The 24,940-nt window shown below is 34.6% G+C and carries 21 protein-coding genes; 15 read left to right on the plus strand and 6 right to left on the minus strand.

The window, feature by feature from the left end:
- The first annotated feature begins 191 nt into the window (after window positions 1-191).
- Entirely contained in the window at window positions 192-626 is a 435-nt protein-coding gene (locus tag EV142_RS14790; protein WP_132036637.1) for a nuclear transport factor 2 family protein, read from the plus strand.
- On the opposite strand, the gene EV142_RS14795 is transcribed toward EV142_RS14790, so the two are convergent.
- Both EV142_RS14795 and EV142_RS14800 read right to left on the minus strand, forming a co-directional pair.
- The gene (locus tag EV142_RS14795) at window positions 627-1,277 is read right to left on the minus strand and encodes an endonuclease III domain-containing protein (protein WP_132036638.1); all 651 of its coding nucleotides are present in this window, start codon (window positions 1,275-1,277) and stop codon (window positions 627-629) included.
- A 36-nt stretch (window positions 1,278-1,313) separates the two neighbouring features.
- The gene (locus tag EV142_RS14800; protein WP_132036639.1) at window positions 1,314-2,180 is read right to left on the minus strand and encodes an alpha/beta hydrolase; all 867 of its coding nucleotides are present in this window, start codon (window positions 2,178-2,180) and stop codon (window positions 1,314-1,316) included.
- A 142-nt stretch (window positions 2,181-2,322) separates the two neighbouring features.
- Between EV142_RS14800 and EV142_RS14805 the strand changes: the two genes are divergently transcribed.
- The 6 genes from EV142_RS14805 to EV142_RS14830 all read left to right on the plus strand — a co-directional run bounded on the left by EV142_RS14805 (window position 2,323) and on the right by EV142_RS14830 (window position 12,047).
- On the plus strand, window positions 2,323-3,750 hold the full coding sequence (locus tag EV142_RS14805) for a glycogen synthase (protein ID WP_132036640.1): 1,428 nt from the start codon (window positions 2,323-2,325) through the stop codon (window positions 3,748-3,750).
- A complete protein-coding gene (locus tag EV142_RS14810) occupies window positions 3,740-5,020 on the plus strand; it encodes a glucose-1-phosphate adenylyltransferase (RefSeq protein WP_132036641.1) in 1,281 nt (426 codons plus the stop codon). Before EV142_RS14805 ends, EV142_RS14810 begins: the two co-directional genes overlap by 11 nt.
- 34 nt (window positions 5,021-5,054) lie before the next feature.
- Window positions 5,055-6,959 carry a 1,4-alpha-glucan branching protein GlgB gene (gene glgB, locus EV142_RS14815; RefSeq protein ID WP_132036642.1) on the plus strand — a complete coding sequence of 635 codons (1,905 nt, stop codon included), beginning with the start codon at window positions 5,055-5,057 and terminating at the stop codon, window positions 6,957-6,959.
- A gap of 198 nt (window positions 6,960-7,157) precedes the next feature.
- Window positions 7,158-9,557, plus strand: a complete 2,400-nt coding sequence (locus tag EV142_RS14820; RefSeq protein WP_132036643.1) for a glycoside hydrolase family 31 protein — start codon at window positions 7,158-7,160, stop codon at window positions 9,555-9,557.
- An 84-nt stretch (window positions 9,558-9,641) separates the two neighbouring features.
- On the plus strand, window positions 9,642-10,451 hold the full coding sequence (locus EV142_RS14825) for a M48 family metallopeptidase (protein WP_132036644.1): 810 nt from the start codon (window positions 9,642-9,644) through the stop codon (window positions 10,449-10,451).
- A 270-nt stretch (window positions 10,452-10,721) separates the two neighbouring features.
- Window positions 10,722-12,047 (plus strand): MFS transporter, encoded by a 1,326-nt coding sequence (locus tag EV142_RS14830; protein WP_132036645.1) that lies wholly within the window; start codon window positions 10,722-10,724, stop codon window positions 12,045-12,047.
- A gap of 127 nt (window positions 12,048-12,174) precedes the next feature.
- Here EV142_RS14830 and EV142_RS14835 read toward each other — a convergent pair whose 3' ends face one another.
- From EV142_RS14835 to EV142_RS14850, 4 genes are all read right to left on the minus strand, one after another.
- A complete protein-coding gene (locus tag EV142_RS14835; protein WP_132036646.1) occupies window positions 12,175-12,906 on the minus strand; it encodes a head GIN domain-containing protein in 732 nt (243 codons plus the stop codon).
- Window positions 12,907-12,925: 19 nt separating this feature from the next.
- A complete protein-coding gene (locus EV142_RS14840) occupies window positions 12,926-13,987 on the minus strand; it encodes a DUF4097 family beta strand repeat-containing protein (RefSeq protein ID WP_132036647.1) in 1,062 nt (353 codons plus the stop codon).
- The gene (locus EV142_RS14845; protein ID WP_132036648.1) at window positions 13,971-14,510 is read right to left on the minus strand and encodes an anti-sigma factor; all 540 of its coding nucleotides are present in this window, start codon (window positions 14,508-14,510) and stop codon (window positions 13,971-13,973) included. The genes EV142_RS14840 and EV142_RS14845 overlap by 17 nt, the downstream gene beginning before the upstream one ends.
- A 90-nt stretch (window positions 14,511-14,600) precedes the next feature.
- Entirely contained in the window at window positions 14,601-15,155 is a 555-nt protein-coding gene (locus EV142_RS14850) for an RNA polymerase sigma factor (RefSeq protein WP_132036649.1), read from the minus strand.
- A 262-nt stretch (window positions 15,156-15,417) separates the two neighbouring features.
- Between EV142_RS14850 and EV142_RS14855 the strand changes: the two genes are divergently transcribed.
- From EV142_RS14855 to EV142_RS14890, 8 genes are all read left to right on the plus strand, one after another.
- Window positions 15,418-16,029 (plus strand): DUF6252 family protein, encoded by a 612-nt coding sequence (locus EV142_RS14855; protein ID WP_132036650.1) that lies wholly within the window; start codon window positions 15,418-15,420, stop codon window positions 16,027-16,029.
- 269 nt (window positions 16,030-16,298) lie between these two features.
- On the plus strand, window positions 16,299-18,752 hold the full coding sequence (gene lon / locus EV142_RS14860) for an endopeptidase La (protein WP_132036651.1): 2,454 nt from the start codon (window positions 16,299-16,301) through the stop codon (window positions 18,750-18,752).
- A gap of 142 nt (window positions 18,753-18,894) precedes the next feature.
- Window positions 18,895-19,914, plus strand: coding sequence for a type IX secretion system protein PorQ (gene porQ, locus EV142_RS14865; protein WP_132036652.1), 1,020 nt, complete (start codon window positions 18,895-18,897; stop codon window positions 19,912-19,914).
- Between the two features lie 8 nt (window positions 19,915-19,922).
- On the plus strand, window positions 19,923-20,522 hold the full coding sequence (locus EV142_RS14870; protein WP_132036653.1) for a murein L,D-transpeptidase catalytic domain-containing protein: 600 nt from the start codon (window positions 19,923-19,925) through the stop codon (window positions 20,520-20,522).
- A 45-nt stretch (window positions 20,523-20,567) separates the two neighbouring features.
- Window positions 20,568-21,260 carry a (d)CMP kinase gene (cmk, locus tag EV142_RS14875; protein WP_132036654.1) on the plus strand — a complete coding sequence of 231 codons (693 nt, stop codon included), beginning with the start codon at window positions 20,568-20,570 and terminating at the stop codon, window positions 21,258-21,260.
- Between the two features lie 68 nt (window positions 21,261-21,328).
- Entirely contained in the window at window positions 21,329-22,705 is a 1,377-nt protein-coding gene (locus tag EV142_RS14880) for a nucleoside permease (RefSeq protein WP_132036655.1), read from the plus strand.
- Between the two features lie 319 nt (window positions 22,706-23,024).
- Window positions 23,025-23,696: a hypothetical protein gene (locus EV142_RS14885; protein ID WP_132036656.1), complete on the plus strand. Its 672-nt coding sequence runs from the start codon at window positions 23,025-23,027 to the stop codon at window positions 23,694-23,696.
- Between the two features lie 268 nt (window positions 23,697-23,964).
- Window positions 23,965-24,843 carry a hypothetical protein gene (locus tag EV142_RS14890; protein ID WP_132036657.1) on the plus strand — a complete coding sequence of 293 codons (879 nt, stop codon included), beginning with the start codon at window positions 23,965-23,967 and terminating at the stop codon, window positions 24,841-24,843.
- Window positions 24,844-24,940: the final 97 nt, after the last annotated feature.

Raw genomic sequence — 24,940 nt, forward strand, 5'->3', positions numbered from 1 at the left:
AGGGATCGCAGCGATATCCTTTTGCGGGGAACGTAAATCTCTTAAAGTCCCCCAAACCAATCCCGCAAAAGATTTAGTGAAGAGCCCGGCCCACAGGGAAACGCCCATAAACAATAACTGTAGGCTAAATATCAATTCATTAAATGATTTAAATTTTATACTTTTAGTCTTAAAAAATTAAACTGATTTCTATGAAAAAGATAATTGTTTTTATAGTATTGCTTTTTGGGATAGTTTGTAATGCTCAAAAAAATAAAGTCCAGGAAGTGATTGATAATTTCTTTGTGGCATTTCATCAGCAAGATACAATCAAATTGAAATTAGTTTGTTCCGATCAACTTATTTTGCAATCTATTACAGAAAGTACAACAAAAGGAAATAAATTAGCGGATGAAAGTGTAAAGGAATTCTATAAATCTATTGCGACAATTCCTTCTGATGTGAAGTTTAAAGAGAAAATAGTAAGTTCTACTATTCAAATTGACGGAAGTATGGCTCATGTCTGGGCTCCGTACGAATTTTATATCAATGATAAACTAAGTCATTCAGGTGTGAATACTTTTACGTTATTTAAAGAAAAAGCGAACTGGAAAATTATTTATCTGATCGATACAAGAAGAAAATAATTATTTACTTAAGTGGTGCGTTGCATAGTAATGACAAGAATCTTTCATCAAACATTCTTCACATTTAGGTTTTGGCCTGCAGATTTCCCGTCCTAAAAAAGAAATTGCCATTCCAATCTCAGACCAAATGGATTTTGGAAGTTCCTGCATTAAATCTTTTTCTACTTTGTTACCATCTTTAGCTTCTTTGATTATTCCGATTCTGGGCGCAACCCGAATTACATGCAAATCAGCAATAATACCTTCTGCCGGCTGATGGGTTTCTCTCAGAATTACATTTGCGGATTTTCTTCCAATACCTTTTAGGGCTGTTAACTCCTTTAGCGTTAAAGGAATATTTTCATCTTTTTGAAGTGTTTCTGCAATTTCCAATAACCAGTTTGCTTTGGTTGGATAATTTCTGACTTTACTTATGTAAGGAATAAATGTTTCCGTATTCGCTCTGGATAAGCTTGTTAAAGTTGGAAATCTATCAAATAAAGCAGGAGCAATGGAATTTATGTTTGCATCAGAATCTTGTGCTGACAGCACTACCATAACTAGTAATTGATAAGTGCTTTGATACTCAAGCGGGTGTTTTTTACCTTTGTATTTTTTTAATAAGGTTTTTAATTTTACTTCCCAATCGGTTGTTTCTCCAAATAAATCCATTTTAGTTTTTTTTAAAGTGAATTGTACCATTACAAATTAAGTACTTTTAATAAAATCTATTATTTTTTTGATAACATTTTGATTTCCTAAAATTTTTCTGTGACCTAAATTATCAGTTAAAAGTAAAGTTCCATTTTCTAAATGTTCATGAATATGGATTCCTGCTTTTACTGCAACTTCGGGGTCATGATTGTCATGAATTACCAAAACTGGAATTTTGACCTTGGCAGCTGCTCTGTAAGCAGAATAATTATCCATTTTGGTCTGATATTTATTTTCAAAATAATTACATAGAAGTCTGCTCATTTCCGGTTTCAATCTTAATTTGGAAATAAAATCATCTAAAATATCCTGTACAATATCTCCACTTCCAATAATAATGGCTTTTTTGACCTTTAATCCATCCTTAATTGCATTAAGAACCGACATTCCTCCTAATGAATGGCCAATCGCAAATTCAAACGGGCCATAATGTTTTTCGATTTCTAAAATTGATTCTATAAAATCAGACATTATAGTGGTTTTTCCTTGTGATTTTCCATGTGCCGGAGCATCAAAACTTATTGTTGAATATCCATTTTGTAAAAGTTCTTCGGCTATTTTAAATAATTGGGTTCCGCGTCCGGACCAACCGTGAACAATTAGTATTTTTCGCTGACTTTTTCCATATTCATAGGTAACAACGCTTTTGTCGATAGCAGGAACATAGATTGTTTTTTGGATGCTTTTATGGTCCATATCCAATTCTCTTTTAGGAACCTTATGTTTTATGGGGGTTGTAAAAAGCTTTGCCGCATATTTTGTAGCCAATTTAGTAGAAATAAAAGCGCATATTTTACTGGATATGATTATAAACTGCGGAATTTTTAAGGATTGTGTAGGATTGGAAGCCTTTTTTGCCATATTGATAATTTTTTTTTCAGGTCTTTATTCTGTGTATTTTTTCCTAAATTTAAAGAACATAAAAGTAACATAATTAATAAATGGTTGCTCAAAAAAGAATTTGTATTTGATTAATTATTTAAAAGGTTTATAAATTTCTAAAATGGAAATATTTCATATCAGTGCAGAATGTTATCCTATGGCAAAAGTGGGCGGATTGGCCGATGTTGTAGGAGCATTGCCTAAATACCAGAATAAAGCAGGTCATCAGGTTCGTGTTGTTGTACCCTGTTATGATACGAAATTTAAAAAGGATAACGAATTTGAATACGTTCACTGGGGAGAAGTCAAATTAGGTAATTTTGAATTTCCATTCAGTGTTTTGAAAGAAACCACGGATAAGCTTGGGTACAAATTGTATCTTATAGAAATTAAAGAATTATTTGACAGACCTAACGTGTACGGATATGAAGACGATATTGAACGCTTTTTGTCTTTTCAAATAGCCGCATTAGATTGGATTTCCGGTCGCGAAACCGTTCCTGATATTATTAATTGTCATGATCATCATACCGGAGTAATTCCGTTTTTAGTAAAATATGCTTATAAGTATGAAAAAATAAAAAATGTAAGGACAGTTATCACCATTCATAATGGATTGTATCAGGGCTGGTTTGGCTTTGATAAATTGCATTATTTACCTCAATTCGATTTAATTCATGTTGGGTTTTTAGAATGGAATAATGCTATAAATTCTTTGGCTGTTGGAGTTAAATGTGCCCATGCTGTTACAACGGTTTCGCCAAGTTATCTGAACGAAATCAATTATGCTGCTAATGGACTTGAAGAATTATTCAAAGTAGTACGAAGCAAATCAAAAGGTATTTTAAACGGAATTGATATTGATATCTGGGATCCGTTCACTGATAAAATGCTTTATGAAAATTATACAACTGAAACTTTTAGGGCAGGGAAGCAGAAAAACAAAGAAAAGCTCTGCGAGCAATTTGATTTAGATCCTGCAAAACCGCTGTTTAGTTTCATTGGGCGATTGTTTGAAGAGAAAGGCGGCGATTTATTGCCTCAGGCTTCTGCTTTAGCTTTATCAGAGAATTTTGAAAATATAAATATCCTGATTCTGGGATCGGGTAATTCGGAGATTGAGTCACAATTAACGCAACTTAGAAATGACTATATAGGGAATTACAATGTTTTTATAGGCTATAATGAAGAATTAGCCCATTTGATTTATGCAGGTTCTGATTTTATCTTAATGCCTTCTCGTGTGGAGCCCTGCGGTTTAAATCAGATGTATGCTTTGCGCTACGGAACAGTGCCTATTGTCAGAAGGACAGGTGGATTACGCGACACTGTGATTGATTTTGGCGATGACGGAAACGGAATTTGTCACGATCAGGCTTCTGTCGGCGATATCTGTTATTCAATTAATCGTGCCGTAAAACTCTATGGCGATAAAATAAGTTTCAATACAATAATTGAAAGAGGAATGCGTACAGATCATTCCTGGGAAACAGTATGTGAAGAATACATAAAAATATACAACTTAATAATTCAGCAAAATGAAGTTTAAAAAGAAAAATGTAGTTGCCATTATTTTAGGAGGAGGACAAGGATCACGTTTGTTCCCATTAACAGAAACAAGATCAAAACCAGCTGTTCCGATTGGGGGAAAATACAGATTGGTTGATATTCCAATTTCAAATTGTATTAATTCTGATATTTTTAAAATATTTGTACTGACACAATTTAATTCTGCATCTTTGAATGCACACATCAAAAACACTTTCAATTTCAGTATTTTCAGTCAGTCCTTTGTCGATATTTTAGCTGCTGAACAAACGCCTGATAATCCGACCTGGTTTCAGGGTACAGCCGATGCCGTTCGTCAGTGTATGTCACATTTTCAAAAGCATGACTTCGAACACGCTTTGATTTTATCCGGTGATCAATTGTATCAGATGGATTTCAACGAAATGTTAGAGGCTCATATTGCAAGTAATGCAGAAATTTCTATTGCGACATTACCTGTAAATGCTAAGGATGCTCCGGAATTCGGAATTCTGAAAACGGATCATGAGAATTGTGTGGAAGCTTTTATTGAAAAACCGGATGCTTCGCTTTTACCGGAATGGGAATCAGAGGTGAGTGAACAAATGCAGGCTAAAGGCAAAAAATATTTGGCTTCGATGGGGATTTACATTTTCAATAAGAAATTATTGGAAGAGTTAATGGAAAATCCTGATACAAAGGATTTTGGCAAGGAAATTATCCCACAAGCGGTTGGTAAACATAAAATTCTGAGCTATCAATACGAAGGGTACTGGACCGATATTGGAAATATTGAATCTTTTTTTGAAGCAAATATTGGTCTTACTGCCGATATTCCGGAATTTAATTTGTTTGATAATGACAATAAAATTTTCACGCGTCCAAGATTGCTTCCTCCTTCAAAGTTTAGAAATTCGGTGATTAATCAGTCTTTAATTTCTGAGGGCTGTATTATTAATGCCAAAGAAATTAAGAGTTCCGTAATTGGTATTCGTTCCAGAATTGGTGAGGGAACAGTACTCGAAAGCTGTTATGTGATGGGGAATGATTTTTATCAGGATCTTGATGAACTGCATGAGGATTCCGAGAACAATAAAATTCATATTGGAATAGGCGATAATTGTTTTATAAAAAATGTTCTGGTGGACAAAAATGTGCGTATTGGAAACAATGTTCATATTAACGGAGGCAAGCATTTAGATAATTTTACCAACGAATTATACAGTATAAAAGACGGAATTGTTGTTATTAAAAAAGGAGTTGTTCTTTCGGATAATTTTAGAATTGAATAAAGCTTAAAATTAATTATTGCCTTAAAAACCAAATATGAATAAAGTCCTCACACATTCCCTTTTTACTGATTTTGATATTGATTTATTCAAAGCAGGGAAACACTTCAGATTATATGAGAAACTTGGTGCACATTTAATAGAAGTTGATGGAGTAAAAGGCGTTTATTTTGCGGTTTGGGCTCCAACTGCACAATCTGTTTCTGTTGTCGGCGATTTTAATTACTGGACAGGAGGAGAGCATCTACTACAAGTACGCTGGGATTCTTCGGGTATTTGGGAAGGGTTTATTCCAAACCTGGAAAAAGGAGCACTTTATAAATATAAAATTCAATCGAATATCGATAGTGTTGTAACCGAAAAAGCAGATCCGTTCTCTTTATATTGTGAAAAACCACCTCATACGGCTTCTGTTGTCTGGGATCTGGATTATAACTGGAAGGATGAAAACTGGATGCAATCGCGTCAGGAAAATAATGGTCTGGATAAACCTTATTCGGTTTATGAAGTGCATTTAGGCTCGTGGAAACGTGGAGAAAACAATCGTTTCCTGACGTACCTGGAATTAGCGGAAGATTTGGTAGCTTATGTAAAGGAAACGGGTTTTACCCATGTAGAATTTATGCCCATAATGGAATATCCGTATGATCCTTCGTGGGGATATCAGCTCACCGGATATTTTGCGCCGACTTCCCGTTTTGGAAAGCCACAGGATTTTATGGTGCTCGTTGATAAATTGCATCAGGCCGGGATTGGAGTTATTCTGGACTGGGTTCCGTCTCATTTTCCTGATGATGCGCACGGTTTAGGATTTTTTGACGGTTCAAATTTATATGAACATCCGGATCGCAGAAAAGGTTATCATCCGGATTGGAAAAGTCTTGTTTTTAATTATGGCCGAAATGAAGTGCGTGCTTTTTTGATTAGCAACGCTGTTTTCTGGCTGCAGCAGTATCATGCAGATGGCTTACGGGTTGATGCCGTGGCTTCGATGCTGTACCTTGATTATTCCAGAAAAGAAGGGGAGTGGGAACCTAATATTTATGGAGGAAGAGAAAATCTTGATACAGTTAGTTTTCTTAAAGAATTCAATGAAGTTATTTATGCTAATTTTAATGGAGTTCAGACGATTGCAGAAGAAAGTACTTCTTTTCCTATGGTTTCCAGACCTACTTTTACCGGAGGTCTGGGCTTTGGAATGAAGTGGATGATGGGCTGGATGCATGATACACTGAAATATTTTCAAAAAGAAACGGTTTATAGAAAATACCATCAAAATGAATTGACTTTTTCGATGACTTATGCTTTTACCGAAAATTTCATGTTGCCGTTTTCGCATGATGAAGTGGTTTACGGAAAGAAATCTGTTGCGAATAAAATGCCGGGTGATGAATGGCAGAAGTTTGCCAATTTACGTTTGTTGTACGGTTATATGTTTACGCATCCCGGGACAAAATTATTGTTTATGGGTTCTGAGTTTGGACAAAGTGATGAGTGGAATTTTGAAAAAAGCCTGGACTGGCATTTACTACAATACGATTATCACTCCGGAATTAAAAAAATAATTACAGATTTGAATCAGTTGTATAAATCACAACCGGCATTGTACGAAAAACAATTTAGTGGCGAGGGTTTCGAATGGATTAATTATTCAGATCATCAAAATGCCATTCTGTCCTACATTCGAAAAGGAAACAATCCTAAAGAAAATTTAGTAGTGGTTTGTAATTTCACTCCGGTAGTTCGGGAAAATTACAGGATCGGAATTCCTCAGAAAGGAAAATTGGTTCCCGTATTTAATAGTGATGATAAGGTTTATGGCGGAAGTGGAATTAGTAATCCGCGTTCAATTAAAATTGAAGCATCACCCTATGATGGCAGGGATTATTCGGTCGAATTAATTTTGCCTCCTTTGAGTGTAACCCTATATTCTTTTGAATAAAATTCAGTCCTTTTTTTCCAAATGAGATTTTGTTAATTTTGAGCTCGTATATTATCGATTTTCTGATTTTTTAAGGCCTAATTTATCACTCACACAGAAAAAACGTTTTCGTGAATAATCTTTATATTCATAGCGGCTTATATAGTTTTTTTGTATGTTTGGAAGAGGTAGCGTTGTTATAACTAATTCATTATCGATATGATTACAAACACATCATTAGAATACAAGGGCGATTTATATCCATCAAAAATTGTTTCCTATGAGCATGAAGGGGATTCTATTTTTTTTCATACTGATAATAAAGTAATCTTAAAAGTTACCATTCTCAGAGACAGTTTAATTCGGTTTCGTTTTACGACAAAAGGCTATTTTAGTAACGATTTTTCATATGCGATTGATAAAACACAGTTGCATGGCTATAACTTTCTCGAACTTACAGAAGAGGAAACTTATTTTCAGATCAGAACCAGTAAAGTCAAATGTAAAATTCAGAAGGCAGATCTTCGTTTGTCTATTTATGATTTAAGTGATGTTCTGATTCTTGAGGATGAACTTGGTTTTCATTGGGAAGAAAGTTATGAATATGGTGGAAATATCGTAAAAATGAGTAAGTCTTCAAAAGATGGAGAATGTTTTTACGGACTGGGCGATAAAGCCACGCAAATGAATTTAAAAGGCAAAAGACTCGAAAATTTTGCTACCGATCAATACGCTTTTCAAAAAGAACAAGACCCTTTATATAAGGTAGTACCTTTTTATATTGGCTTAAATAATAAACAATCTTACGGTATTTTCTTCGATAATACCTTTAGAACCTTTTTTGATTTTTGTCAGGAAAGAAGAAATGTTTCCAGCTTCTGGGCAGAAGGAGGCGAAATGAATTACTATTTCATTTATGGCCCACAAATGCAGGATGTGGTCACGACCTATACTGATTTGACTGGCAAACCGGAACTACCGCCACTTTGGGTTTTAGGATATCACCAATGCAAATGGAGTTATTATCCCGAAAGTAAAGTAAAAGAAATCACTTCAAAATTCAGGGAGCTTAAAATTCCATGCGATGCCATTTATCTGGATATTGATTATATGGAAGGTTTTCGATGTTTTACGTGGAGTAAAGAATATTTTCCCGACCCCAAAAGAATGATTGCTGAATTAGCCGAAGATGGTTTTAAAACAGTTGTAATTATTGATCCGGGAATAAAAATCGACAAAGAATATTCCGTTTATAAAGAAGCTTTAGAGAAAGATTATTTCTGCAAAAGAGCCGACGGACCTTACATGAAAGGCAAAGTATGGCCTGGTGAATGTAATTTTCCGGATTATACAAATCCCGCAGTCAGAGAATGGTGGGCAGGATTATTTAAAGAATTAATTTCAGATTTTGGCGTAAAAGGAGTCTGGAACGACATGAATGAGCCAGCTGTTATGGAGGTTCCAAATAAAACTTTCCCAATGGATGTTCGCCATGTTTATGACGGAAATCCGTGCAGCCACAGAAAAGCCCATAATATTTATGGAACACAAATGGCCCGGGCAACCTATCACGGGGTAAAACGATTTGCGTATCCCAAAAGACCTTTTGTCATTACAAGATCTGCTTATTCCGGAGCACAGCGTTATACATCGTCCTGGACAGGAGATAATGTGGCTACCTGGGAACATTTATGGATTGCCAACATACAGGTACAGAGAATGTCTATTTCGGGAATGGGCTTTACAGGATCGGATATTGGAGGTTTTGCAGAACAGCCAACAGGAGAATTATACGCACGTTGGATTCAGTTAGGCGTCTTCCATCCGTTTTGCAGAACCCATTCTTCCGGAGATCATGGGAATCAGGAACCGTGGGCGTTTGATGAAGAAGTGATTAATATTACCCGAAAATTTGTTAGCCTTCGCTATCAGTTATTACCTTATTTATATACGATGTTCTGGCAATATATTGAAGAAGGAATTCCGATGTTAAAACCTTTGGTATATTACGATCAGGAAGATACACAAACGCATTATAGAAATGACGAATTTATTTTCGGAAATCAAATATTGGTTTGTCCGATACTTGAACCTAACGCTGTAGGCAGGCGTATGTATATTCCAAGAGGGGAATGGTATAACTACTGGACCAATGAGTTTTCAAATGGAGGTAGAGAAGTCTGGGTGGATACTAAATTTGATGAAATTCCAATTTTTGTAAAAGCGGGGGCCATTATTCCGAAATATCCGGTTCAGCAATATGTCGGAGAGCTTGAATTTGATGAACTGACGCTGGATTTATACTTTAAAAACGGAAAGGAAAAATCATTTGTTTACGAAGATTCCCAGGATGGTTACGATTATAAAAAAGGACGCTACAGTTTTCTTTCTTTCACATCAATTGGTAAAGAAAAAGAATTGATAGTGCAGCTGCATAAAGAAGGAAAATTTGAAACTAATTACAGTACCTATAAAATCAATTTAATTGGATTACCGTTTAAAGTAAAAGAAATTGAAATTGATAACGAAAGAATCGCTTTTGATGAAGTAAGTTTCTCAGAGAGCCATTTCTTAATAGTGGATAAGGAATTCAGTGAACTTCATCTTATTGGGGAATAGCCATATTATGATATATTTTTGTTAAATTATGTAAATGATGATTTCATAATAATTGTATTTTTGTGTTGCTAAATACGAAAAATTATGAAAAAATATTTGATAGGAGGAATACTTACTATTCTTTTGGTTGCATGTGCAACAAATCCAATTACAGGAAAACAAAGTTTAAATTTTGTTTCAAACAGTGAATTGTTTCCGTCTTCTTTTCAGCAGTATAATCAGTTTCTAACTGAAAATAAAGTTATTACAGGTACGGCTGATGCTAAAAGAGTTGATGTTGTAGGATCCAGAATTAAAGCTGCTGCAGAGAAATACCTGAAATTTTTAGGACAGGGTCAATATTTACAGGATTATCGCTGGGAATATAAACTGGTAGATAATAAAGAAGTTAACGCCTGGTGTTTGCCGGGAGGTAAAATTGTCGTTTATTCGGGAATCTTGCCAATAACCCAGAATGACGCCGGTTTGGCAACTGTTATGGGACATGAAGTTTCACATGCTTTAGCGAACCACGGTGCGCAAAGAATGAGTGCTGCACAATTGCAACAAATTGGAGGTGTGGCTTTAGGAGCCGCTACAAGTGGAAAATCTGAGCAAACACAACAAATATTTTCACAAGCTTACGGACTTGGTACAGAGGTAGGTGTAATGCTTCCCTTTAGCAGAGGAAACGAGACAGAGGCTGATAAAATAGGACTGACACTGATGGCAATCGCAGGATATAATCCGGATGATGCCGTTTCCTTTTGGAGCAGGATGTCTGCAAAATCCGGAGGAGGATCAACACCGGAGTTTATGAGTACACACCCGTCAGATGCGACAAGGATTGCCAACATAAAATCATTAATTCCGGAAGCTAAAGCAATTGCACTTAAAGTTGGAGTTATAAAATAAACATATTTTTTACGTATCAAGTGAGAGGTTATTTACTAGTAGATAGCCTCTTTTTTAGTTTTCAGTCTCAGTCTCACTCTCAGTCTCGGTTTGAAACTTGAAACTTGAAACTTGAAAGGTGCGACTGCGACTGAAAACTGTGACTGAATACTGCATCTAAATACCTAAACCAGAAACCTGAAACAAAAAAATAAAAGTTCTTAATACTGTAATAATGAATTCTTAATAAAAATTAGATAAATTCGTAGCTTAATTAACCGAACCATTTCTATGAGAAAATTACAAAAAGGAGATAAAAAATTGCTAAACGCCTGGGCGTTTTATGATTGGGCCAATTCTGTTTATACTTTGACCATTGCATCAGCAGTATTTCCGATTTTTTATGAAGCTTTATTTTCCGAACGTGATCACTACATTGATGTTTTCGGAATGCACTTAAAAAATTCTGCTTTAATAAGTTTTATAACTGCTGCTGCATTTTTAGTGGTTTCGTTTATTTCTCCTTTATTATCCGGAATTGCCGATTATGTGGGAAACAAGAAATCATTCATGAAGTTCTTTTGCTACGTAGGTGCTTTATCCTGTATGGGCTTGTACTGGTTTGATCTTACGGATATATATGTGGGATTATTATTTTACTTCTTAGGATTGATAGGATATTGGGGCAGTCTGGTTTTTTATAATTCTTACCTTCCGGATATTGCTTTTCCGGAGCAGCAGGATAAAATTAGTGCCAAAGGATATTCATTAGGATATATCGGAAGCGTTATTCTTTTAATTATCAATCTGGCGATGATTATGAAACCAAAGCTTTTTGGAATTACCGGAACTGATGGTGAAGCAGCGATGAAAGCCATGCGATACTCGTTTATAATGGTTGGTGTCTGGTGGATATTATTCAGTCAGTATACGTATTATTATTTACCAAAAGGGAGTAAGGAAACAGGCCAAAAATTAACTAAAAATGTGCTCTTTAACGGTTTTAAGGAGCTAAAGAAGGTTTGGGCTTTATTAAAAGAAAATATTGCTTTAAAACGTTATTTAGGAAGTTTCTTTGTTTCCAGTATGGCTGTACAGACTGTGATGTTGGTGGCTACTTACTTTGGAGCACAGGAAATTCAATGGGCTTCGAAAGAAGAAAGTACTATTGGTCTGATTATTTGTATTTTATTAATACAGTTGGTGGCTGTTTTGGGAGCTGTGTTAACGTCAAGAGCTTCAGATAATTGGGGTAATATTCCAACGTTAGTGGTAATCAATATAATTTGGGCTGTATTTTGCGGACTTGCTTATTTTATTACTTTGCCGATTCATTTTTATGCGATGGCTACTATGGCCGGACTTGTGATGGGCGGAATTCAGGCATTATCACGTTCTACCTATTCTAAATTACTGCCTGAGACAGAAGATACAGCTTCGTTTTTTAGTTTCTATGATGTAGCCGAAAAAATTGGAATCGTAATCGGAATGTGCGTTTACGGAATTATAGACCAGATTACCGGCAGCCCGCGTGCAGCTATCGTGATATTGGGATTATTCTTCGTAACAGCTATTTTTCTTTTAAGAAGGATCCCTAAAAATGCTACTTCAAAATAGTAGCTACTAAAATATAGTAAAAAGAGCTGATGGATACTAAAATATCCATCAGCTCTTTTTTTTTGAAATTCATTTTAGGATGTATTCAAATGATTTTTTCAACGAATATAAAGCAGCCGTAATTTTTTTAGGCTTTCGAAATACTTCCTGATCCGCTGACTTTGGTTTCTTTTGTTTTTGGATTACCCACATATTCAATGTCACCAGAGCCGGATACTCTTGCTTTTAGGTTTTCACTGCAAAATACCTTGCTGTCGCCTGAACCCGAGATCGTGATATCTACATTTTTAGCTTTTAATGAAGCAGCATCAATATCACCTGAACCGGATAGTTTTGTTGTTAAACTTCCTGTATTTCCTTTTAAAACAATATCTCCGGAACCACTCACTGCAAGATCAAAAGTAGTAGCATCAACATTCAGGTCTAAATCGCCGGAGCCTGCTAATGCTGCCGAAAATGAATCCGATTTTATAATGCTTTTTGATCGTATGTCACCTGAACCAGCAAGTGAAACATTCGATATTTTTTCAAAAGGTATTGTAATCTGAACTGTCTTACCGCTGCTTGGACTAATGCTTGTATTTTTCTCGGTATAAATTTTAAGCACATTGCCTTCTACTTCAACTTTAATATAGGCTTGCAAATTTTCTTCAGCTTTTACAGTGATCGCTCCTTCTTTACCGGAAACTAAATCAACATCAAAGAAACCGGATACTTTAATCTTGTCATAATCGGCAGTCGAGCGATTATTGGTTACCACTTTACCATTTCCTTTTATTCGGTTTTTAGACCACTGGGCATTGGCTGCCGTGCTTAAAAGAAATATACTGCAAATTAATAGTTTGATTGACTTTTTCATTTTTTGATTGATTTTAAGATTATTGTTTTTTGATTATTGTTACGTTTCCGTAATTCGAAGTAATAATTACTTTGTTTTGGCCTTTTTTCTTATTGAATCCGCTAATTTTTTTGCTGGCATTTTTGCTTTCGTTAACGGAAACATCCAGCGAATTGTCACTTTTTATGCTTCCGTACTTAGTATTAATGTCAAAATCAAAAGAATAGTTTGTATCATAACCCAGGGACACGTCTGAATAACCGGAGGTAACATTGATGTTGTTGGCCTTTTCGTTTATGATTCCAATCGTTAATTTACTGTAATTAAGATCTGCAGTTAAGGTATTTAAAAGCTCTCCGATGTTAACGGTAATATAATTTCCTGCTCCGGTAACAGTACCCATTTTTTCAAATTTAAAGGTTCCGTAATTACAGTCGTATTTTATATTCTGACTGTCACCGACAACCAGATCCGTGTAATTGGTATCCAGGTTGATTTTGCCGGCATCTGCAATTCGTAAACCGGAATATCGCGCTTCAATATTACCACTTTTAATGTATTCAATGTTGGAACTCTGGCAATACTCGATATGAACTGAATTTGTGTTTCCGTTGAGTCTTCCAAGGTTTATCTTGCCGTATTTGCAGAAGATCTCACTGGTTGAAGCTAAATCGCCTGTCATGATATTTCCGTATTTATTACTGAGTTTTACAGTTCCGTTTCTCGGAATTTTAATCACATAGTTAATTTCAAAACTATTACTACTCCCTTTACTTTTTACAGAAGAATTTCCGGTGGAAGTAATGGCGGTAACCATTGATTTTAAGGCTGTAATGTCAACATCAATACTGTTGAGTCTTTCGTTTACCCAGTTTTCATTTCCTCCGGTTACTTTTATGGTAATGGCAAGGTCAATTTTGTCTTCATCCCAGGTTGATACTGAAATATTTCCGTATCGGTTATCAATATCAATTCCTGCATTCGAATTAACGATATAGGTTTTCTTAATTGTTTTTTGTTTTGAAATAAAAGTGTCATCATTTGCAAATCCCAAAAATGGAATCAAAACGAATAAAATCAGTAGGTTATAATGTTTTTTCATGTGTAGTATTTTTTAAATTTTCATTTTCTTCAATTCGTTGTAATACAGTCTGTAAAAACGATATTCTCGTTTGAAGGTTGCTGATCATAGCGTAAATAATTTGTTTGTTTTCACCGTTTTTCTGCAATTCATTTATGATCTTCTGATAATCGGCATCAAAGACTTTCATCTGGTTTAATGCATCATTAATTATCTGTTCGTTTTCCGGCGAACTTTTTTCTTTTAATTTAACCAGTTCATTATCAATTAAAATATTGAAAATAGAATCGGTTCGCTTAGTTTCATTTGATGCAAATTTGAATTCTTTTGGTTTTTGACTATCGTTATAAAAAACAGATATTCCCAGCAACAAGACTATCGAAGCAGCAATTCCCCAAACAGCATAATAATTTTTTTTAGGTTTCTTTTTGTTATTTAATTTATTCAGGAAGTCAAGCTGATGGTCAGGATTCACCTCTTCGACATCCCATTGATTCTCAAATTTTTTAAACAACTGATCTAAGTTTTCATTTTCCTTTTTCATATATCCAGATTTTATTTTTAAAGGTGATACAGGGTATCGCCTCTTTATTTATTGGTGTTTGTCTGCACTAACAGGTTTTTAGTGGCGATTTCATATTTCCTCTAATTTTTTTCGCAGGCTTTCTTTTGCTCTGCTCAATGTTGTTCTACAGTTGGCATAGGTAATATTCAGAATTTCGCTGATTTCTTCCTGATCATAACCTTCAATATAAAAGAGGGTTAGGACCATACGATAGTTATCTTTTAATCCTGAAATGGTATCTAAGACTTGTTTCACCTTGAGTGAATTCAGATCTATATTTTCAGAAAAGAAGCTGTCATTTTCCTCTGTTTTATATAAAGTCTTGCTCAGGTCTTCTACCTGAAAGGCATTATTCTTTTTATAAAAGTCAATGCTGTAATTGACAATTATTTTTTTTAACCACGCCCCAAAAGCAACTTCCTGCTTATAGTCGTTTATTTTTGTAAAAGCTTTCAAAAAACCTTCCTGCATGACGTCTTGTGCAAAATGTTCGTCTTTTACAATTCTGCAAGCTACATTATACATGGCTTTACAGTACCGATTGTAAACTTCGAATTGTGCTTTTTGATTGTTCTCTTTACAAAGCGCGATTAATTCTTCGATATTTTGGTTTGTTATATTCAAGTATTGGTTGCTGGTTTTTTATAAGGACGTGGCTTTTTTTAGTTTGTTACAGTTTGGATAAAATTAATTGTATTTTTTATTTTTTTTTTAATTTTTTGAAATGGATTGAATGAATAAGCTATTAAGAATCAAAAGGGAAGTCCGTTATTTGGAAGAATTTCATTAGACTTTCGGTTAGATTTAGGCAGTATTTGCCGTTATTTCTGTGAAACCGTAATAATAATCGGACTCGATCCTTTATATTTGATCCAAAGCTATAGTTATGAAAAAAATATTTTGCCTTCTAATTCTGTTTTGTTTGATAAGTTGTACAAAAGACGATGACGGTACAAGAAGTGATTTGCCTTCTGAAACTACAGAAGGAAAAAATACATTCGGATGTAGAGTAGATGACATTACATTTTTGCCAAAAAGTTCCGGAGCTATTTTCGGAAGTGATGCGCCGATAGTATCTGCAAACTATTTTAAATTAGATGACAAATATTACGATTTTCAGCCGGGATACTATTTAAGAATAGTTGCTATGAATGAAATAACGAATAAAGATATAGTTATAAATGCAACAAGATCTGATCTACCCTTAGCGGAAGGAAAAACGTACCCCATTACTATGGAAGGAGATGGTTTGTTTAGTGCTAAATATTCTTTTTCCACAACAGCTCTATCCAAAGATAATAATGCGTACGTATTTACAAATCACCAATATAAAACATCAAAGGATTATAATGGCGAATTAAAAATCACGAAAATTGACGAATCTAAATTGATAATTTCAGGAACTTTTTCTTTTGATTGTTATAATGATGATGATCAAACTATTGCTAAAATCAGAGAGAGCAGGTTTGATATAAAATATAAACCTTACTTAGAATAAGTTTTATTTTTTAAATTAAAAAAGCTAAATATCGTCAATCTTAATTTAAATTATAGCCTGAAAGTAATTTCGTGCTTTTTTACTATTTTCTAAATAAGCCTAAACTATTTCAAAGCTTTCTTTTTTGTTTTTGGCACAATGATTGTCTATTTTTACGACCTATCTTGTAAATGAAACGCTTAGCAAAGTTTTACTGAAAACTGCCCCATCTAATGTTATTTTTATAGTTAGAATTAAACTTTTAATGACAAAACGACTTATATATTATTATGTCAAACCATAAAATACTTACTATTGACAATCTGTCACTTCAGGAATTTGACTCAGAAGCAGAATTAATTCCATTATTAACTCCGGAAGACGAAGAAGAAATGAATAATGAAGAGCTTCCGCTTTCATTGCCAATTTTACCTTTACGTAATACTGTTTTATTTCCGGGTGTTGTAATTCCGATTTCGGCAGGACGGGATAAATCCATAAAGCTGATTAACGATGCGAATGCTGCTGGAAAAATAATTGGTGTAGTTTCTCAGATTAATGAAGAAGATGAAGATCCGTCTAAAGATGATATTCATAAAATAGGAACGGTAGCCAGAATCCTGCGTGTTTTAAAAATGCCTGATGGGAATGTTACGGTTATTCTACAAGGAAAAAAACGTTTCGAAATTGATCATGTAGTTTCAGAAGAGCCTTATATTACAGCTACTATAAAAGAAGTAACAGAAGAACGTCCGGATGAAAATGATACGGAATTCACTGCTATTTTAGATTCTGTGAAAGAACTGGCTATTCAGATCATTAAAGAAAGTCCAAATATTCCTTCGGAAGCCACTTTTGCGATTAAAAATATTGAGAGCCAATCGTTTCTAATCAACTTTGTTTCTTCCAATATGAATTTATCAGTAAAGGAAAAACAAGGTTTACTTTCGATAAACGGCTTAAAAGAAAGAGCGTTGGAAACTTTACGATATATGAACGTGGAGCTTCAGAAATTAGAATTGAAAAATGACATTCAGTCAAAAGTCCGTTTTGATTTAGACCAGCAGCAACGTGAATATTTCCTTCACCAGCAAATGAAAACCATTCAGGAAGAATTGGGAGGCGTTTCACAGGAAGAGGAAATGGATGAAATGGGGCAGAAGGCGAAAACGAAAAAGTGGGACGAAAAAACGCAGAAACATTTCGAAAAAGAATTGTCTAAAATGCGCAGGATGAATCCGCAATCTCCTGATTTCGGAATTCAGCGTAACTATTTAGAGTTATTTTTGGAATTGCCGTGGGGTGAATATTCCAAAGATAAATTTGATTTAAAACATGCCCATAAAATATTAGACAAAGATCATTTCGGACTTGAAGAAGTGAAGAAAAGAATGGTGGAACATCTGGCTGTTTTGAAACTTCGTAACGATATGAAATCGCCGATTATTTGTTTGACAGGGCCTCCCGGTGTTGGAAAAACTTCTATCGGACGTTCTGTTGCAGAAGCTTTAGGACGTGAATATGTGCGTATTTCATTGGGTGGTCTACGTGATGAAGCAGAAATCAGAGGACACAGAAAAACCTATATTGGTGCGATGCCGGGAAGAATTATCCAGAGCCTGAAAAAGGCCGGAACATCAAATCCGGTTTTTATTTTAGATGAAATCGATAAACTTTCAAGCGGCAATAGTGGTGACCCTTCTTCCGCTTTACTGGAAGTATTGGATCCGGAGCAAAACAGTGCTTTCTACGATAATTTCCTGGAGATGGGATATGATTTATCTAAAGTGATGTTTATCGCGACTTCAAATAATATGGCTGCCATTCAGCCCGCGTTACGTGACAGAATGGAAGTGATTAAGATGTCAGGTTATACTATCGAAGAAAAAGTAGAAATTGCCAAAAGACACCTTTTTCCAAAACAATTGGAAGCGCATGGTTTAACTTCCAAAGATCTGACCATTGGTAAAAGACAATTAGAAAAAATTGTAGAAGGTTATACACGTGAATCAGGGGTTCGTAATCTGGAAACTAAAATTGCTCAGGTCATTCGTAATGCTGCAAAAGCAGTAGCTATGGAAGAAGAGTATAATAAAAAAGTGACGGATGAAGATATCCTGACCGTTTTGGGTGTGCCAAGACTGGAACGTGATAAATACGAAAATAACGATGTAGCCGGAGTAGTTACAGGTTTAGCCTGGACGAGTGTTGGCGGGGATATTTTATTTATAGAGTCGTTAATTTCGGAAGGAAAAGGTTCTTTGAGTATTACCGGAAATTTAGGCACTGTAATGAAAGAATCGGCTACCATTGCTTTAGAATACATCAAAGCAAATGCTAAGAAATTAGGCCTAAGTGTAGAATTGTTCCAAAAATATAATATTCACCTGCACGTTCCTGAAGGTGCAACGCCAAAAGACGGTCCAAGCGCCGGAATTGCAATGCTGACTTCACTGGTTTCTTTGTTAACACAAAAGAAAGTAAAGAAAAGTCTCGCAATGACTGGAGAAATTACCCTTCGCGGGAAAGTTTTACCGGTTGGCGGAATCAAGGAAAAAATCCTGGCAGCGAAAAGAGCTAATATCAAAGAAATCATTTTATGTCACGAAAACAAAAGTGATATTGATGAAATTAAAGCTGAATATCTGGAAGGGCTTACCTTTCATTATGTGAAAGAAATGAGTGAAGTTCTGGCTTTGGCTTTAACGGATCAAAATGCCAAAAACGCTAAAATATTAAAATAAATTTCAAATTTAAAAATCCGAATTCCAGATCGAAATGTTCGATTTGGAATCTGGATTTTTTTAGTCATAATATTTATTTTATAAGTTATATAATTTTATCTTCGCATTTGCGTTATTCCCATATAGGAACGCCTTGAAAAGCATGTTAAAACGACCTGTTTTATTTTTAATGTTATTGATTTGTTCGGTTTCTTTCGGACAAATTGGAGGTCGTCACACCTATCAGTTTCTTAATTTAACAACTTCACCCAGGCAGGCAGCGTTAGGTGGAAATACGATAACGATTTATGATGAAGATGTCAATCAGGTTATGTTTAATCCAGCAACTTTAAACGAGGATATGGATAATCACCTGGCTATGAATTACGGAAGTTATTATGGGGACGCGTCTTACGGAACTGCTTCATATGCTTATACTTATGACAGACATGTTCAGACTTTCTATGCCGGGGTAAGCTATATAAACTACGGTACATTTGATGGTTATGATGAAAATGGTCAGGCCACTTCAGAGTTTACAGGCAGTGAAGGCGCACTTTCATTGGGTTATGCCTATAATGTTCCTTATACAGATATTCATTTTGGAGCGAATGTGAAGTTAATAACTTCAACGTTAGAAAGTTATAATTCTATTGGAGGAGCAATTGATTTGGGTTTTTTGTATATAATTGAAAAAAATGATTTAAATTTGGCGCTGGTAATTCGCAATATTGGAACACAGTTCACAACCTATTCAGGAATACAGGAGAATTTACCTCTTGAAATCATTGCAGGAATGTCACAAGAATTAGAACACGTGCCGCTTCGCTGGCATCTTTCTTTAGAAAATTTGCAACAATGGAATGTTTCATTCTCGAATCCTGTTCGCGGAGAAACTAATATTGATGGAACTACTAAAGAAGAAAAAGTTTCATTCGTAAACAATGCTTTGCGACATGTAGTTGTAGGAGTAGAGCTTTTTCCAAAAAAAGCATTTAACATCAGAATGGGTTATAATTTTAGAAGAGGGGAAGAATTGAGAGTGGAAGAACAGCGTAATTTTTCAGGGGTTTCCTTAGGATTTGGTTTAAAAATGAATCGATTGAAATTCAATTATTCATATTCAAAATATACTTTAGCGGCTAATACGAGTCTTTTTGGACTAATCTTAAACTTTCAATAGGCAATTTTATGAAACTATTTTATTTAATTCTTTTTGTTACTGCAGGTTTTTTTAACACCTCAAAAATTAATTTCGAAGACGAAACCCTGACTACTGCTGATGTCGAAAGGATAAATTTTCACATTAGCGAAATAAAAGAAAAGATTGGAGCTGGTTCCAATTACAATGGAAAAATTGCTTTTTTAGTTGATATGAAAATAAAATCAGGTAAAAACCGCTTTTTTGTTTATGATTTGGAAAATGATAAAATTCTCGATCAGGGACTTGTAGCTCACGGATCAGGATCGGAAACCGGAGTTGGCGGAGAATTAAAATTTAGTAATGTACCGGAATCTAAAGCTACGGCTCTGGGAAGGTACTCTATAGAAAAATGTTATAAAGGAATGTTTGGTAAAGCTTATAAATTAGCTGGTCTGGACGACACTAACAGTAACGCTCTTAAAAGATCTATTGTGCTGCATCAATATTCAGCTGTTCCGGAAGGTGAACAGGATCATTATATTTCACGCAGCCAGGGCTGTCCAATGGTTAGTGAGGCTTTCTTTAAAAGAATTGAAAAAATAATAGACACTTCTAAGTCAAAAATTATCTTAGATATCTATTATTAAAAATACCCGCATCTTATTATAAATTTATAAAATCAAAAGATTATTTTGAAAAAAATAACCATTGCAATCGACGGATTTTCGTCAACAGGAAAGAGTACTTTAGCAAAACAGTTGGCAAAAGAATTAGAATACGTATACGTCGATACAGGAGCAATGTACAGAGCCGTAGCTTTATTTGCAATGCAAAATCAGTTCATAGGGCCTGATTCTTTTGATACAAAAGGTCTTGTCGATTCCCTTCCAAAAATTCAATTAGAGTTTAAATTCAATGCAGAACTGGGTTTTGCAGAAATGTACCTGAATGGCGAAAATGTTGAAAAACAAATCAGAACTATTGAGGTGTCCAACTATGTAAGCAAAGTAGCAGAAGTTTCGGAGGTACGTTCGAAGTTAGTAGAGCAGCAGCAAGCTATGGGAAAAAACAAAGCTATAGTCATGGATGGTAGAGATATCGGAACTGTAGTTTTTCCAAATGCGGAATTGAAAATTTTTATGACTGCAAGTGCAGAAACCCGTGCACAAAGACGTTTTGATGAATTACAGGAAAAAGGGGATAATGTTTCTTATGAAGATGTTTTGAAAAATGTTGTAGAGAGAGATCATATAGATACACACCGTGCAGATTCTCCTTTGGTCATTGCCGATGATGCCATCGAAATAGATAATTCTTACCTGAGTCGCGAAGAACAGTTCTCAGCTGTTTTGGAATTAATAAACGACGTTGTTAAAACCGCTTAATTTTTTGCAGATATCATTTTTAATGGTAGTTTTACCGCTTCATTTATTTAAAAAGACAATTTCATCATATGGGAATTAAAAACAGGTTGATTATAATGAGCTTTCTTCAATTTTTTGTTTGGGGAGCCTGGCTTATAACAATTGGGAATTATTGGTTTGGAACTAAAAATTGGGAAGGAACCCAGTTTGGTCTTGTTTTCGGAACCATGGGAATTGCTTCTTTATTCATGCCGACTCTTACCGGAATAATTGCAGACAGATGGATTAATGCTGAAAAATTGTATGGCTTTTTACATATCATTTATGCAGTAGTTCTATTCGGGATTGCACAAGTTACTACACCGGATAATTTTATATATGTCATGTTTGCGGCAATGTGTTGCTATATGCCAACAATTGCGTTGAGTAACTCGATTTCATATACTTCACTAAAACTGAACAATAAAAACATAGTAAAAGACTTTCCGCCAATTCGCGTTTGGGGAACAATTGGTTTTATTGCAGCGATGTGGATTACCAATTTAAGCGGAAGTAAAGCAACGGAATACCAGTTTTACATTGCCGGAGTGGGTGCGTTAATTCTGGGAATTTACGCTTTCACATTGCCGAAATGTGAGCCACAGCGTCTGACTAAAGAGGATGCTTCGTTAGTGGAAACATTAGGATTAGAAGCTTTTAAGTTATTTGGAAATTATAAAATGGCTTTGTTTTTTGTCTTCTCTATGTTTTTGGGAGGCGCATTGCAATTGACAAATGCTTACGGAGATGTATTCTTAGATGAATTCAAACATTTTCCAAAATATGCAGATTCTTTTGTGATTCAATATTCGACGATCATTATGTCGATTTCCCAGGTTTCTGAAACTTTATTTATTTTGGCGATTCCTTTTTTCTTAAGACGTTTCGGAATCAAACAAGTAATGCTGATTAGTATGCTGGCGTGGGTATTGCGTTTTGGATTGTTTGCTTTTGGAGATCCCGTTGGTGGCTTATGGATGATTATTATGTCTTGTATCGTTTACGGAATGGCATTTGATTTCTTTAATATTTCAGGTTCATTATTCGTAGAAAGCAATACCGATTCTAAAATTCGTTCCTCGGCACAAGGATTGTTTATGATGATGACTAATGGAGTAGGAGCTGTTTTAGGAAGTTTAACTTCCGGTTGGGCAATTGATCGTTTCTTTACAAAATCATTTAACAATACTACTGAATTAGCTGGTTTTTTGCAAACCGATACCACAAATTCCAGAATGTTGGAATTCGTAAAAGCACAGGGAAATACAGTCTCAACTGATGGAATTTTTACAAACCCGATTTTAATGAAAGACTGGCATACGATCTGGTTGTCGTTTGCTGCTTATGCTTTGGTTATCGCGATTGCTTTTGCGATTTTGTTTAAACATAAACATGACCCGAAAGAAATAGAAAATTTAAGTCATTAAGGTATTTATGATATTTAAAAACCCGTTTTCAATTTATTGGAAACGGGTTTTTTTATGTTCCGATTGAACTAATTTTATATTGCTACTCCAGTCAGCTTTTTTAAGGAAGAAACAGGAAAGTTTGATAGTTGCGTAAAAAAACATTAAAATTCATTTTTGAATAAGCCTGTCATTTTCTTTCGTTTTTGCCACTTATTTGCAATAGCATACCATTTATTACGGGACTAAGTCAGTTATTGTTTTTGATTAATTATCTGAAAATCAAGCAGGTATTTTTGTATCGGATTTAACGGTTAAATCCTTAAAAAGATACAAAACAATGAAGAGGATAATTTTTTATTTCCTGTTATTGATTCCTTTCATAGCACTGTGCCAGACGGGTAGCAGCAAACAATTGTCTGATGTATCATCACGTTTCGATGCAATTTGTAAAAATGAAGAAATTATGATTCCAAGAGCAGCACTAAAAAGCAGGTCTGATAAGTCCACGATTGTAGATCAGAACACCAAATTTATATTGGTTTTGAATACTGTAAAAGGAGCAGGGATTTCACCGGGTTACTATTACTGGTATAATAACAAATGGAATGATTTGGAAAATCTGACAGAAGAAAACGGCGTACCGAGAGCGAATGGCCAGACAGGAGATCTTTTTATGGATTTTTCTACCAGAGAAGTTTATTTTTATAACGGAACGATATGGCTTACCATGACAACACATAATAAAACGCTGACCGAATCAGTGTTTGAAAACAGCAGCAGTACTTTAACGTATAAGGATAAGACAGGAGAAAAGATTGAAATTAATCTTTCTCAACTTGTGCCTAATTTCGAAAAGCCCATAACTATTTCGCTAAATGTAACTAAGGAAATCCTTAATTATATTGATAATGATGGAAGATTAACGGTTTTGAAATTGGACATATTACTTGCAAAAAGTAAAAATACAAATGTAACTGCAGCGTTTTTGAATCAATTAGACTTCTTTTAAACTGTCTGGTTTATTATATTAATTTTATAGTACTAATCCAGTCAACCTTTTTCAGGACAACGCATAATAGGCTTCGGATCTGGAAAATCTGCAACTTTTGCTTCTTATTAATTAACAATAATTTCTATTTTGTAAGTCCAAAATTTAATATTATTCTTGTAAAATATTTCGGTAAGAAAGTTTTTAATAAGTTTTGACTGTTTTAGGTATCAACTTCTTTCTTTGAAACCATTAAAATCAATCAACAATTTAAATCATTAATAATTATATGGAGAAATATTATAAACCATCAGGCAAATTTTCGTTAATTTTTATCTTATACTTGCTGCTGGTCAGTGTTACGGCATTTCCTGTATTGGGATTACTATATGCGTACTGCATTTGGTACATTCCATTCGTATATGTTAACTTTTTTATTACATTAGGTTTTGGTTTTCTCATTGGATTTGTAGTTGCCTTAATTGTTATTAAAAAAGGAAAAGTTAGAAATCCGGTTTTAGGATTTGTTATTGGATTGACAGCTGCTTTTTTTGCCTTGTACCTTCATTGGGCAATCTGGATAGATTTAGTAATTAATGCAGGAGAAAGTTATGGGTCTGACAGAATAGGGATTACAGTAAGTAATATTGAATTTTTACAGGTTTTTTCATTAATATTTCGACCAGATTTAGTTTTAGAATATATCAGTCAGGTTAATGAATATGGTACGTGGGGTATTCGTGGCGCGACAGCGAGCGGTGCATTCCTTTGGGTTGTCTGGTCAATAGAGTTTATTATTGTTATTGCAATTTCTGGTTTTCTATCCTATCTAGAGGCAAAAAAACCTTTTTCCGAATCTACTAATTCGTGGTATGAAGAAATGGTGCTTCCTGCTTTTAGCTATATAGACAACCAACAGCAAATGATAGCTGATATATTGGGAAGCAATCATGCCGGTTTTGATTTATTAAGTAAAAGCATTGACAGCAAGACAGATAATCATAGCATATTTACGCTCTATAAATCTAAATCCGGAAAAAACTATTTGTCAATTGATAATAAAACATCAAAAATAGATGATAAAGGCAATATAACATTTGATAGTGATCAGATTGTAGAATACATTACAATTAATAGTCAGTTGTCAAAATTATTATTGGATAAATAATGAATTGATAATCATTTAGAATTGTTTTGCTATTACAAATAAATGTATTAATTTTGCAAACCTTTTGGCAAAGAAGAGTTTCCTTTAGGTATCAACT

It is taken from the genome of Flavobacterium circumlabens (genome assembly GCF_004345565.1).
In the GTDB taxonomy this organism is placed as follows: Bacteria; Bacteroidota; Bacteroidia; order Flavobacteriales; family Flavobacteriaceae; genus Flavobacterium; species Flavobacterium circumlabens.